The sequence below is a fragment of the Agrobacterium bohemicum genome, assembly GCF_001562555.1.
GTDB lineage: Bacteria > Pseudomonadota > Alphaproteobacteria > Rhizobiales > Rhizobiaceae > Agrobacterium > Agrobacterium bohemicum.
In genome coordinates this window covers 129,055-142,211 of sequence record NZ_KQ961027.1, presented here as the reverse complement: position 1 = coordinate 142,211, position 13,157 = coordinate 129,055, and the positions used below count along the sequence as shown (strand labels likewise).

The window sequence follows — 13,157 nt, the reverse complement described above, 5'->3', positions numbered from 1 at the left end:
CAGTACATAACACTGGAAAGGAAGGCAATATGGTCATCTCTGGCACAGAGCAGCAAAAGCTGCCGATGCGGACCTCCATCGCAACCGTTTCCATCAGCGGTGAATTTCCCGAAAAACTTTCCGCCATTGCAAAAGCAGGTTTTGCAGGCGTTGAAATCTTCGAAAATGATTTTCTAACCTATGACGCGTCCCCGCGCGAAGTACGTGAAATGGTTCGTGATCACGGCCTCGAAATCACACTTTTTCAACCTTTTCGCGACTTCGAAGGCATGCCGGACCATCACCGGCAACGTGCGTTCGAACGCGCTGAGCGTAAATTCGACATCATGGGTGAACTCGGCACAGAGCTGATGCTGATATGCTCCAACGTCTCGCAGATATCGCTCGGCGGCGTGGATCGCGCAGCCAACGACTTTAACGAGTTGGGAGAGCGAGCAGCCAAACACGGCCTGCGCGTCGGTTATGAGGCTTTGGCATGGGGTCGCCACATCAGCGATCACCGTGATGCCTGGGAAGTTGTCCGCCGCGCCGACCACAAGAATGTCGGCATTATCCTGGACAGTTTCCACACGCTGTCGCGCAAGATCGATCCCAATTCGATCCGCTCCATTCCCGGCGACAAGATCTTCATCGTGCAATTGGCGGATGCTCCCCTCTTCGATATGGACCTGCTTTACTGGAGCCGCCATTTCAGAAACATGCCGGGTGAAGGTGACCTCCCCGTTGTTGAATTCATGCGGGCGGTTGCCGCAACGGGCTATTCCGGACCACTCTCGCTGGAAATTTTCAACGACCAGTTCCGTGGCGGTTCTGCCAGACTGCTTGCGGAAGACGGCCACCGCTCACTCATCAACCTGATGGATCAGGTGAAGCGTCAGGAGCCGGATATTCGCATCGGGGTACCCGAAATGCCAAATCCCGTCGAGACGACGGGTGTGGAGTTCGTGGAATTTACGACGGGGCAAACCGAAAAAGCAGACCTTGAAAAACTGCTCAGTACGCTCGGCTTCAACAAGTCGGCCCGCCACTGCAACCGCGAGGTCGAGCTTTACACACAGGGCAACATCCGTATCGTCATCAATACGGATAGTACCGGCGACAGCTTCGCCGGCGCATCCTATTCCGTTCATGGCACGAACGCATATGCATTCGGCCTCAAGGTCGAGGATGCGAATGCCGCAATGGAGCGAGCAGCAGCCTTGGGTGCTCCAACCTTCTTCGAGCCGCGCAAAAGCGGCGAGGCATCCATTCCGGCCATCCAGGGCGTCGGCAATGGCGTCATCTATTTCCTCGATGACTCTCCGGCACTTTCGTCCATCTGGAAACAGGAATTCGTGCCTATTGCCTCAAACGAAAAGGCCAATGCGGGATTGACGCGGATCGATCACCTTGCGCAGACAACTCGATACGATGAGATGCTGACATGGCTACTCTTCTACACGTCGATATTCTCGATGCGCCGAACGCCCATGGTCGATGTCGTGGAGCCTGGTGGGCTCGTTCGCAGCCAGGCAATAGAAAGCCGCCCCAGACCCGATTTCCGATTGACGATGAATGGTGCAGACAACCGCAAGACGTTTGCGGGCAAATTTTTGGCGGAAGGCTTTGGCACAAGCATTCAGCACATAGCGTTCTCCACGGACGATATCTTCGCGACCGCAACGGAGCTCAAAACATGCGGCTTTCAGGCACTGCCAATTTCGCGCAATTATTATGATGATCTGGAAGCGCGTTTTGGACTTGAACCGGAACTGTCAGATGCACTGCGCGCCTCCAGCATCCTTTACGACCGCGATGACAATGGCGAATACTTCCAGATCTACAGTCAAACCTTCGGTGAAGGTTTCTTCTTCGAAATCGTGGAACGGCGTGGCCAGTATGTTGGCTACGGTGCAATGAATGCACCATTCCGCATTGGTGCGCAAAGGCGATTGGCGCGACCGGAAGGCATGCCGCGCGACTGAGCCTCTTCAGACGTGGTCTTGAGCGTCTGGCTGAACGGATGTGGTGAAGCCAAGGCGGGAGAGACCGCGCTGAACCTCCGGAGCGCCCATGAACAAGGCCCACAGCACGCCGGAACGGTAATTCTCCAGCATGGCCACGACCGGTCCCTGGTCGATGGCAAGATGGGTCTGGGCAATCCAGCCTGTGCCTGGGGAAAAAGCATCGACAAAGCCATATCTGCCTACGAGCTTGCCATCTGCGTAGCTCAGAAAGGCGCGTGCCGCAGCCGTTGCTTCTTCGGGGCAGACCGGGAAACTCGACAAGGCGGCGGCTGGCGAAATCACGTCATTGTCTTGCGTCGGGGAATGCACCTTGTAACCCTTCGGACCATCGCTGGCCGTCATGCCCCACAGGTCCGTGCCCGGATATTTTGATTGGCAGTAGTCGTAATTGATCCTGGTGTGTGCCTCAACCTGCTGCCGGTAATCGCAGTAACGATCCGACAGGCGTCTCGGGTCGAGACAACAGAACGAATATTGCGATAGAAAAAGCGGCCCCCCAAATGGCTCTCCCAATGGCAAAACTGTTCCGAGATAGGTGTTGCCATTGATCATGGCGCCGGAACGCGCCCAACCTTGATGATAATGAACCGGGTCGATGGAATGCTGCCTGGCACCGGCCGCCAGGACATAACAGACCAGTGCTTCGTTCCATCCGCTGATGGCGATATCGAAGCACCACCTATATTTCGCGCTCCAGTGCCACCAGAGAGGACCGTCGCTTCGCCGTGTGTACCACTTCCATTCCACCCCTGTGATCAGGTCTTGCGCGAGGCTGCGAAACCTCGTTTCTGCCAGCGTCGGGCGGGAAAAATACTCACGGGCGCAGATCAGGCCCTGCAAAAGAAATGCCGTCTCGACCAGATCGCCGCCATCGTCCTTGGGGCTGAATGGAATGACCTCACATGTGTCGGCATGAAGAAAATGCGCGAATGCGCCGTGAAATCTCTTCGCCTTGCTCAACGTTCGTACAATGGTCGTGACACGGTCGAGCGCCTGATCGCGCGTGATCCACCCTCGCTCGGCACCGACGATGATGGCCAGAACTCCGAACCCCGTGCCTGAGATCGAAGCAATCTCGTTTATTGATGTCCCATCCGCCCGCAACCTGTCTCTAACCAAGCCAGACACCGGATGGCTACCGAGCCAAAAATATTCGAATGTCCGGCGATGGATTTCATCAATATCATCGGGAACGGAGTGCTGCAGAGCCTGTGGCTGGCCGTCGAATGTATTGATCCTGGTGTCCAAAATGCTGCCCGATATTTTAATGGTACGATCTTAAACGGAATAATCGAACCATTGATAAAGTGGCTATGGGGCGCAAATACGGAAACGTCCGGGTCTTGGAAATGGCGTCGCCCCATGAGCATGAGACGCGCCGCTCCCTTTAACGACGACTATTCGAAAACGATCACCACATCGCCAGACTGTAGGTAATCGCCTTCTTTGGCTTGGATGCGAACCTTGCCGGATTTGGGTGCCGTCACCTGCGTCTCCATTTTCATGGCTTCCATGACAGCGACGAGATCACCTTCCGACACCGTGTCCCCATCCGCGATCTTAAAGGACTGCAACGTGCCGGAAACCGGCGCCGTGATACCATCCACCTGCGGCTTTGTCGCTGTAGCCGACGATAAAGCGCCGTTGCCTGCGCCGCTGAAACCCGCCAGCAAGAGATGCGGCAGGCCAACTGCCACGCGCTTACCATCGATTTCCAGCCATGTCCGAGTGACGGATGCATCGTCAACGGGTTTCGGACGCTCCATAGCGTCCGGCATGTCGGCAAAATCGGTTTCTATCCAGCGGGTATGAACCTTGAACCCGTCAGCACCGATAAAATCATCCGTATCGATGGCGGCGCGATGGAAAGGCAGAACCGTGGCGACGCCTTCGATACGGAATTCCTTCAGCGCACGGCGGGCGCGGCGCAACACCTGATCGCGATCTACGCCGGTGACAATGAGTTTTGCCATCAGAGAATCGAAAACGCCGGGGATCGTCGATCCGGTGACGACGCCGCTGTCCAGGCGAATGCCGGGGCCAGATGGGGGATCGAACACGGTGATTGCGCCGGGCGTCGGCAAAAAGCCACGGCCGGGATCTTCCGCATTGATGCGGAATTCCATTGAATGGCCGCGCGGCTCCGGTGTTTGCCGGATGCGCAACGACTGGCCTTCGGCCACGCGAAACTGCTCGATCAAGAGATCGATGCCCGTCGTTTCTTCCGTGACCGGATGTTCCACCTGAAGGCGCGTATTGACCTCCAGAAAGGAAATCGTGCCATCAACGCCCAAAAGAAATTCCACGGTGCCAGCACCGGAGTAACCTGCAGCCTCACAGATCGCCTTGGCGGAATCATGGATTTTTTGACGTTGTTCGGATGTCAGAAACGGTGCGGGAGCTTCTTCGATCAGTTTCTGATTGCGGCGCTGGAGCGAACAATCACGCGTCCCAAGCACCACGACGTTGCCGTGTTTATCAGCGATGACCTGCGCTTCGATGTGGCGCGGGCGGTCCAGGAACCGCTCAAGGAAACACTCGCCACGCCCGAAGGCTGCTGTGGCTTCCCGCACAGCGGACTCGTAGAGATCGGCAATCTCTTCCATCTTCCACGCGACCTTTATGCCGCGCCCGCCACCGCCATGTGCCGCCTTGATGGCGACGGGCAGGCCGTGTTCTTCCGCAAAAGCAATGACTTCCGCCGACGTCGAAACCGGTCCATCACTGCCCGCAACAAGAGGTGCGCCAACGCTGGTGGCAATGCGGCGCGCTTCGACCTTGTCGCCCAAAACCTTGATGACATCAGGGTCAGGACCGATCCAGATCAGGCCCGCATCGATGACGGCTTGCGCGAATTCGGCACGTTCAGAGAGGAAACCATAGCCAGGGTGAACCGCATCGGCACCAGAACGCCTGGCAATGGTAATAAGCTTTTCGATATCGAGATAGGTTTCCGCAGGCCGCACGCCTTCCAGCCCATACGCTTCATCTGCAAGACGGACGAAAAGCGCGTCCTGATCCGGGTCTGCATAGACAGCCACGGACCCGATATCATAGTCACGGCAGGCACGGATGATACGCACCGCGATCTCGCCGCGATTGGCGATCAGGACTTTTTTCATGGCTTGTCTCCCGAAAATTTTGTGTTCTCAGTTGCCGGAATCTCGGCGAATGGCCCAAGCGGGCGAAACTGGATTTTAGCGTTGATCGGTATCTGGCCAGCCAGATCAAGGTGATGCTCGGCAACCGCGCCGATGACCGGATAGCCGCCCGTCAGCGGATGGTCGGCGAGAAACAGAACCGGTTGGCCGCTATGGGGAATCTGAATTGCGCCGGTGGCCGTACCTTCGCTTGGTAGCTCCGCACTATCCTTGCGCTCCACCGGGACCTCGCCGGCAAGGCGAATGCCGACGCGGCTCGACTGTGGCGTGACCTGCCAGAGTTGACTTGTCAGCGTTTTCATTCCGTTTTGTGTAAACCAATCGGTGCGTGGACCATAGATGACATCGAGTGTCACGACCTCGCCTGCCTTTGGCAGATCGAAGGCGGGAACTTCATCGATGGAAACGCTCGATAAGCCAGTTTTCTGGTTTCGAAGATTGACCACCGAACCGGTAACGACATTCTCCGGTCCGACAACGGCCAGCGTATCCGTTGCAGCACTTCCCAGAACCGGAGCAACCTCGAAACCGCCGCGAACCGAGAGATAACAGCGCATGCCGCTGGTGGGATTGCCGAATGTCACGACATCACCGGGTTCCAGAGAGATCGGCGCATAGGGGGTGGCCTCGAAGCTGTAGGCTGCCGATGTAACGGTTATAACGCAGGAAGCACCTGCCACGCCGATCACGGCCCGGGTTGCGCTTTTGAAAGAAAAGCCCCCCAGCGTCAGCTCAAGACAGGGGGTGTTGACGGGATTGCCGACGATGCGGTTTGCCGCGTTAAAGGCAGAACGGTCGAGTGCACCAGAAGCCGATACGCCCTGGCCCGTCTGCCCGAAGCGGCCAAGGTCTTGAAAAATAGCGGGCACAGGTGCTGCCAGCACTTCGAAATGTGCGGCGTCTCTGTCTGGCACGGTTTTCGGGGCAGCAGATCTTGTAGCGGGAGCCTCAGTGCTGCGCCCTGCTTTGTCCATGTCGAAGAAACGGACACGGTAACCGGGCTGGAGCAATGCGCCGGGGTCGCGCTCGATATCCCACATTTTCAGTGGCGTGGTGCCCAGTATCTGCCAGCCACCTGGGCTGTTTTGTGGATAGACACCACTGAAAGCACCAGCAAGGGCGACCGATCCGGCGGGAATGCGGGTGCGAGGGCTCTGACGCCGAGGCACATGCAGCGCTGGATCACCACCCACCAGATAACCAAAGCCAGGTGCAAAGCCGCAGAAGGCGACGGTGAATTCGCTTTCCGTATGGCGACGAATGACGTCTTCGACACTAAGGCCCGTCAGTTCCGCGACGTCGGCCAAATCCTCGCCATCGTAGTGAACCGGAATTTCCACCAGCTTGTCCGATGGTGCTATCTTGGCAGACAGATCACGCGTGGCAATTCTGGCCGCCAATGCTTGCGCCTCGATTTTTTCCGGACGGAAACGGATCATCAGCGTACGGGCAGCAGGAACCGTTTCCTCGATGCCTTCGATGGGGTCGGCCTCAAGCGATGCGAAAAGCGCAAGCGTCTGGTCGAGATCGGCAAGCTCCACCAGAATGGTGGTGAGGCTGACGGGTAAAAAACGCATCTTGGCCTCACGCATGATAGGCAGAATCGGGAATGTCGGTGATGAACATATGCCCGGGGGAGTGGGTGATCGCAAATGGCACGCCCGATGCCATGACCGCCGCTTGAGGCGTGACACCGCATGCCCAAAACACCGGAACTTCACCGGGTTCGATACGTACTGCATCGCCGAAGTCCGGCTTTGAAAGGTCGGTAATGCCGATATCTTCATGGGAGCCGACGTGGACGGGTGAGCCATGCACAGCGGGAAAACGCCCCGAAATAGTCGCGGCATCCGCCACCCGCGCAGCAGGTATAGGCCGCATGGAAACGACCATGTTACCCTTCAAGCGACCAGCTGGACGACAAGGTTGGTTCGTCAGATACATCGGCACATTACATTTGTCCTTCATATGGCGGATTTCGATGCCCGCTTCGACCATCGGCGTTTCAAAGGTGAAACTACAACCGATCAGGAACGCTACGAGATCATTCCGTTCAGCCCAGGCGCTGGTAGCATCTGCCGTTTCCTCGACCAGCTTACCGTCCCGCCAGATGCGGTAGAGCGGCAAATCGGTGCGGAGATCGGCACCGGGCGCGAGCAAGGTGGTCGGCACACCAGGATCGGACACGTCGAGAACCGGGCAAGGCTTTGGGTTGCGCTGCGCGTATAATAGAAAATCGAAAGCCCAGTCACGCGGTAGAACGATCATGTTGGCCTGCGTGAAGCCCGGAGCGATGCCCGATGTCGGGGCGACCAAACCGTTGCGATAATCGCCACGCGCCTTGCGGGCGACCGTTGCGTCCGTGTGGTTCAGATAGGATATGGGGATCGTCATGACCGCTCCTTACATGCTGGAGGCGAACGAGCCGATAGCGATGCCATCGGTCTCGAACCGCTTTCGAATTTGTTGGGCGATGGCAACGGCACCGGGGCTATCGCCATGGACGCAGATGGATTGGGCTTCGATTTTGATGATGCTGCCGTCGATGGCTTCGAGCGTACCCTCCCGGGCAAGCTGGACCATACGGGCCGCAATTTTCTCTGCATCATGCAGCACGGCACCGGCCTCGCGGCGGGAAACAAGCTGGCCCTGCGGCGTGTAGGCGCGGTCCGCGAAGGCTTCCGCAACCACTGACAAGCCGGACTTGCGGGCAAGCTCAAGGATAGGTGCGTTGGCAAGCCCCATAAGCACCAGCGACGGGTCGATGGCCTTCATGCCATCGATCACCGCCTGGCCTTGCTTCGCATCATTGGCGATGCGGTTATAGAGCGCGCCGTGGGGCTTGACGTAACGAACGGCAGTTCCGGCGGCAGCAGCAATGCCTTGCAGCGCCCCGATCTGATAGATGACATCGGCGATCAGTTCTTCCGATGTGACGTCCAGATCGCGGCGGCCGAAGCCGACGCGGTCCGGATAAGAGACATGCGCTCCAACGACCACCCCATTCTCAGCAGCGGCTTTGACCGTGCGGTAGATACCCGCCGGATCACCCGCGTGGAAACCACAAGCAATGTTGGCACTGGAAACGACCAACAACATCGCGCTGTCATCCCCCATGCTCCATGCACCGTAGCTTTCGCCAAGATCACTGTTCAGATCGATGGACGCCATGTCTCTCTCCTCATGCTGTCAAAAGTGCGAAGATCGGGCCAATGGATTTATAACCCATATACCAGGTCAGGGCGCAGACGATCACACCAAGCACAAGAAGCCAGCGTGGATAGCGATATCCTTCCATCAAATCGGACCGGGCCCAGGCTGCGTAAATGAAGATCGACAGACCGATTGGGAGAATGAGTCCATTCAGGCCACCGACGAATACCAGCATCTGTGCTGGTGGCGTGGTGATGACCATGTAGAAGAAAAGAGAAACTGCGATAAAGATAACCGTCGCAATATTGCGACCGCGCTCGGTGATATCCTTGTTGAAAACAGTGATGAAGGAAACCGAGGTGTAGGCAGCGCCGATAACCGACGTGATGGCTGCGGCCCAAAGAACGATGCCGAATATTCTTAGACCGATATCTCCTGCGGCAACCTGAAAAGCCTGCGCAGCTGGATTTGCACCCTTTCCTGAAACGTCGATGACGACGCCACTGGCAACAACACCAAGAATGGCCAGAAAGAGGACGTAACGCATGACACCCGTCACGGCGATGCCGGTCAGGGCCGCCCGGTTGACGGAGCCGAGATTCTCGACGCCGACCATGCCCTTATCCAGCAAACGATGGGCACCGGAATATGTGATATAGCCACCGACCGTACCGCCAACGATGGTCGTGATCGTGGCAAAATCGATTGTAGACGGCAGGAATGTCTGGAAAAGCGCCTCCCCGACGGGGGGACCTGAAGCAAAGGCAACATAGATCGTCAGCACGATCATCAAGATACCGGCGAAGATGATAAACCGGTCGACTGCCATGCCTGCGCGTTTGGAGAGAAAGATGCCGATGGCCAAAAGTGCGCTGAGCGCGCCGCCCCATTTTGGATCAAGGCCAAGCATCGCATTCAGTCCAAGGCCGGAGCCACCGATATTGCCGATGTTAAAAAACAATCCGCCAACAATGACGAGAATAGCAAGCACATAACCAGAGCCGGGTATGGCTGAATTGGCGATGTCAGATGCTCGCATGCGCGTCAGCGTCACGATGCGCCAGATGTTCAACTGGACGACGAAATCGATGACGATCGAGGCAAGGATTGCAAAGGCGAAGGCCGAGCCGAGCTTGGCGGTAAAGGTTGCTGTCTGCGTAATGAAGCCGGGCCCGATAGCAGATGTGGCCATCAGGAATATCGCAGCAGTAAGAGACGCTCGTCGTGACCGCGCAAACTCGACGGTCTGGGCAATTTTTGTTTGCTCCATGGATTTTCTCCTTATTGCATTCCGCCCCTCGCGGATGCTTTGGACCGATCTTGGCGGCATCTACAAAATTGTCAATATTGTTGAACAATAAAATTATATCGTTCTTTCAATTTGCGCAATCTTTGGCGCTTTTGGACTGAAATTAAGCACGAATTTTACCTGCGCTGCTCAATATTTGTGATATTGCAACCGGCACCGACGGTGCGCGAGACGCTGCCAATGAAAGATGGACTACAAATGAGTGCCCAAGAAGAGAACGTCACGACGGAATCCCTGCCGCTTGCGGATCGCGTGGCCAGAGATATTCGTGATCTTCTGATTACCGGCGCACTGACACCTGGGCAGCGGATATCCGAAGCAGCGTTCAGCGAGCGTCTTGATGTATCGCGTAATTCCCTGCGCGAGGCCTTCCGGCTTTTGACCAAGGACGGCCTCTTGCGGCACGAAGCCAATCGCGGCGTTTTCGTCTCCACGCCCAGCACGGATCAGATCATAGATATCTACCGGGTACGCCGTATGCTGGAATGTGGCGCTTTGCGTCAGGCTTGGCCGAAACACCCCGCAACGTCGATCATGCGTGAGGCGGTGGAATACGCAAAGTTGCAACGCGACCAGCGGCAGTGGCGCGAAGTTGGCAGCGCCAATATGAGATTTCATGCAGCGGTGGTCGACCTGTCGGACAGCAGTCGGCTGAGCGATTTCTACGCGCGCGTCGCTGCTGAGCTTCGCCTCAGCTTCGGGCTGTTGAACGACCCGGAGCAATTGCACTCTCCCTTTGTCGATATGAACGAGCAGATTCTCGATCTTGTCGAAAAGGGTAAGGTGACAGAGGCCGCAACCCAGATGGAGCTTTATCTGACCCTGTCTGAGCGCACCGTGCTGAAGGCACTGGAACGCGCCTCGAAATAAACGAGGCAAACGCGCACGCCGATACCACACATAGCAGTGGAAAGCGGCCGTACGATATGCCATGACGAACCGATCACGCAGCCAGTGGCATCGAGTGGAGCCGTGGCAGCGACCAAGTTGAGTGAGTGCGCCATGCAGGACAATACCAACGGCTCCGTCATCGTCATCTCCAGCCATGTCATGCGAGGCTCTGTCGGTAACAGGGCGGTCGTTTTCGGACTTGAAACGCTCGGCTTTCCCGTTTGGGCAGTTCCGACCATCGTCATGCCCTGGCACCCCGGCCATGGACCATCAACGCGCCTGCGGTTCGACAACGCCGAATTCGATAAGGCCATGCAGGATTTGGCAACGTCCAAGTGGTCCAGCGAAGTGCGCGCCATCCTGACCGGATATTTCGGAAGCGTCGAGCAGGTCCGGTCCGTCGCCCGCCTCATCCGAACCATGAAAGAGGCCAACCCTGATCTCATCTATCTCTGCGATCCCGTCATGGGTGACAAGGGCGGGCTTTATGTACCGATTGAAACGGCACAAGCCATTCGCGACGAACTTATTCCGCTCGCCACTGTCTCGACACCCAACCGCTATGAACTGGCATGGATGAGCGGCGCGGAACTTGAGACCAACAATGAGATCATGGACGCGGCTCTGGCGCTTGGACCACCGAAAATGCTGGTGACGTCGGCCGTGCCGATGATGGCGGGCGGCATTGGCAACCTTTTCCTGAGCGGACGTCATGCACTGCTCGCCGAGCATCGGTCTATCGACAATGTTCCAAACGGTCTTGGCGACCTCATCTCCGCCCTTTTCCTTGCGCGATTGTTACAGGGCATGGACGATGAACGGGCACTACAACTGGCGACGGCCAGCGTGTTCGAGGTGCTGGCGCGCACCATGAAACGTGGGTTGAACGAACTAACGCTTGAAACCGATGCGTCCAGTCTTTCCACACCCATGGCCATGGTGCAAATGCGTCATCTCTTGCATCCATCACGCAGCAAGCGCAAATAGCGGAATGAAAAACGGGTTTCAACGCGCCGGGCTCATATAAGAGGCTGGCCCCAAGCATACGGTACTGCGATATCATGAAAGATTTTCCAGACTACCTTCTGAACGGTTACAAGAACTTTATGAGCGGTCGTTACACCGATGAGCGCGAAAGATATCGTGCACTCGCAGACACCGGCCAAAAGCCTCAAACTCTCATCATCGCCTGTTGTGACTCTCGTTCCGCGCCGGAAACTATTTTCGACTGCGGACCGGGAGAACTTTTCGTGATGCGGAATGTCGCCAACATGGTTCCGCCATTCGAGCCGGACGGGCAATATCACGCGACCTCAGCAGCCATCGAATATGCCGTACAGGTCTTGAAGGTCAAAGACATCGTCGTGATGGGCCACGGCCGTTGCGGCGGTATCCAGGCAGCGCTCGATCCCAATCTTGAACCTCTGTCACCCGGCGATTTCATCGGCAAGTGGATGAACATGGTCAAATCTGCGGCTGAACAAATCCAGAGCAACGACGTCATGACACCGGGCGAGCGACAGACGGCACTGGAGCGGGTTTCCATTCGCAATTCCATCAGCAATCTGCGCGCATTTCCTTTCGTGAAGGCGCAGGAAGTAGCTGGCAAGGTCAAGCTTCATGGTGCCTGGTTCGATATTTCGACCGGCGAGTTGTGGGTGATGGACGGCAAAACCGGCGATTTTCGACGTCCGGAAGTGTGACAAGCGAAGAATAAAGCTTAACGGTTACGCTACCCTAGGTGGCGTAACCGCGACAAACATCAACGCATCATTATTAGACGGTTGACTTTCCGTTCCCATTAGACTTAGTTAATGCGATTGGTAAGACCACTTTACCAAAGCGCATTTGGGATGATGGGTTGGGAGGTTTCACATGTTTGTCGCTTTGGAACCGCGTCGCCTGCATAGACAGGTTGCGGACCAGATACGAGCGCTTATAGAAACGGGAGAAATTGCCCTTGGTGCAAAACTTCCCGCAGAGCGCGATCTTGCCGAACGGTTCGCGGTATCTCGACCTACCGTGCGCGAAGCACTGATCGTTCTGGAAGTAGAAGGTTACATTCAGATACGAATGGGTTCCGGCGTTTACGTTAGCCAGCGACCCAATGCTGTACCCCCAGTCTTATCGGTGGATGAGAGCGACGGCCCGTTTGAAATTCTCCGGGCGCGCAGCATCATCGAAAGCGCAATTGCCGAAGAAGCTGCGAGACTGGCAAACGCGGATCATATCGCAATCCTGGATGAATGCCTTCGCCGCATGGAGAGCGCGATTGGCGATCCGGTCAAGATGCTGGTCCAGGACCGCGCATTTCATACCGGCATCACAGATATCATTGGCAACGCCACGCTTCACAATTTTACAGGCCACATCTTCGATAGGCGAATGACGCCCTATTTCGAGCGCTTGGCGGCGCATTTCGAGGGTCCGCATACCTGGCGCGCGGCGCTGGAGGAACACACGATCATACGCAACGCGATTGCAGCCAATGACGCAAGTGGCGCGCGGGATGCGATGCGACAGCATTTGAAGCTGTCGCAAAAGAGATTTTCCGAAAGCTTCGGGGAGGAGCCGTAAGGAAAAAGATGGCTTCGCCAGGAGAGAGGGCGAAGCCGGAAAACAGACATGAGATCTTAA

11 protein-coding genes are annotated in these 13,157 nt (G+C 56.6%); 5 read left to right on the top strand and 6 right to left on the bottom strand.

The window, feature by feature from the left end; genetic code table 11:
* Window positions 1-65: 65 nt before the first annotated feature.
* Window positions 66-1,964, top strand: a complete 1,899-nt coding sequence (locus ATO67_RS09915; protein ID WP_067648286.1) for a bifunctional sugar phosphate isomerase/epimerase/4-hydroxyphenylpyruvate dioxygenase family protein — start codon at window positions 66-68, stop codon at window positions 1,962-1,964.
* 6 nt (window positions 1,965-1,970) lie between these two features.
* On the opposite strand, the gene ATO67_RS09910 is transcribed toward ATO67_RS09915, so the two are convergent.
* The 6 genes from ATO67_RS09910 to ATO67_RS09885 all read right to left on the bottom strand — a co-directional run bounded on the left by ATO67_RS09910 (window position 1,971) and on the right by ATO67_RS09885 (window position 9,590).
* Window positions 1,971-3,254 (bottom strand): glucoamylase family protein, encoded by a 1,284-nt coding sequence (locus ATO67_RS09910; RefSeq protein WP_245303951.1) that lies wholly within the window; start codon window positions 3,252-3,254, stop codon window positions 1,971-1,973.
* Window positions 3,255-3,403: 149 nt separating this feature from the next.
* The gene (locus tag ATO67_RS09905; RefSeq protein WP_067647751.1) at window positions 3,404-5,128 is read right to left on the bottom strand and encodes an acetyl/propionyl/methylcrotonyl-CoA carboxylase subunit alpha; all 1,725 of its coding nucleotides are present in this window, start codon (window positions 5,126-5,128) and stop codon (window positions 3,404-3,406) included.
* Window positions 5,125-6,744 (bottom strand): 5-oxoprolinase subunit B/C family protein, encoded by a 1,620-nt coding sequence (locus ATO67_RS09900; protein ID WP_067648279.1) that lies wholly within the window; start codon window positions 6,742-6,744, stop codon window positions 5,125-5,127. The genes ATO67_RS09905 and ATO67_RS09900 overlap by 4 nt, the downstream gene beginning before the upstream one ends.
* A 7-nt stretch (window positions 6,745-6,751) precedes the next feature.
* Window positions 6,752-7,561 (bottom strand): putative hydro-lyase, encoded by an 810-nt coding sequence (locus tag ATO67_RS09895; RefSeq protein ID WP_067647748.1) that lies wholly within the window; start codon window positions 7,559-7,561, stop codon window positions 6,752-6,754.
* 9 nt (window positions 7,562-7,570) lie between these two features.
* Window positions 7,571-8,338: a LamB/YcsF family protein gene (locus ATO67_RS09890; protein WP_067647745.1), complete on the bottom strand. Its 768-nt coding sequence runs from the start codon at window positions 8,336-8,338 to the stop codon at window positions 7,571-7,573.
* Between the two features lie 10 nt (window positions 8,339-8,348).
* Complete coding sequence (locus ATO67_RS09885) at window positions 8,349-9,590, bottom strand: NRAMP family divalent metal transporter (RefSeq protein ID WP_067647742.1); 1,242 nt, start codon at window positions 9,588-9,590, stop codon at window positions 8,349-8,351.
* A gap of 237 nt (window positions 9,591-9,827) precedes the next feature.
* On the opposite strand from ATO67_RS09885, the gene ATO67_RS09880 reads away from it, so the two are divergent.
* From ATO67_RS09880 to ATO67_RS09865, 4 genes are all read left to right on the top strand, one after another.
* Complete coding sequence (locus ATO67_RS09880) at window positions 9,828-10,499, top strand: GntR family transcriptional regulator (protein ID WP_067647739.1); 672 nt, start codon at window positions 9,828-9,830, stop codon at window positions 10,497-10,499.
* Between the two features lie 132 nt (window positions 10,500-10,631).
* Window positions 10,632-11,507, top strand: coding sequence for a pyridoxal kinase PdxY (pdxY, locus tag ATO67_RS09875; RefSeq protein ID WP_067647736.1), 876 nt, complete (start codon window positions 10,632-10,634; stop codon window positions 11,505-11,507).
* A gap of 74 nt (window positions 11,508-11,581) precedes the next feature.
* Complete coding sequence (locus ATO67_RS09870; RefSeq protein ID WP_067647733.1) at window positions 11,582-12,223, top strand: carbonic anhydrase; 642 nt, start codon at window positions 11,582-11,584, stop codon at window positions 12,221-12,223.
* A gap of 172 nt (window positions 12,224-12,395) precedes the next feature.
* Window positions 12,396-13,097 (top strand): FadR/GntR family transcriptional regulator, encoded by a 702-nt coding sequence (locus tag ATO67_RS09865; RefSeq protein ID WP_067647730.1) that lies wholly within the window; start codon window positions 12,396-12,398, stop codon window positions 13,095-13,097.
* Window positions 13,098-13,157 lie beyond the last annotated feature (60 nt).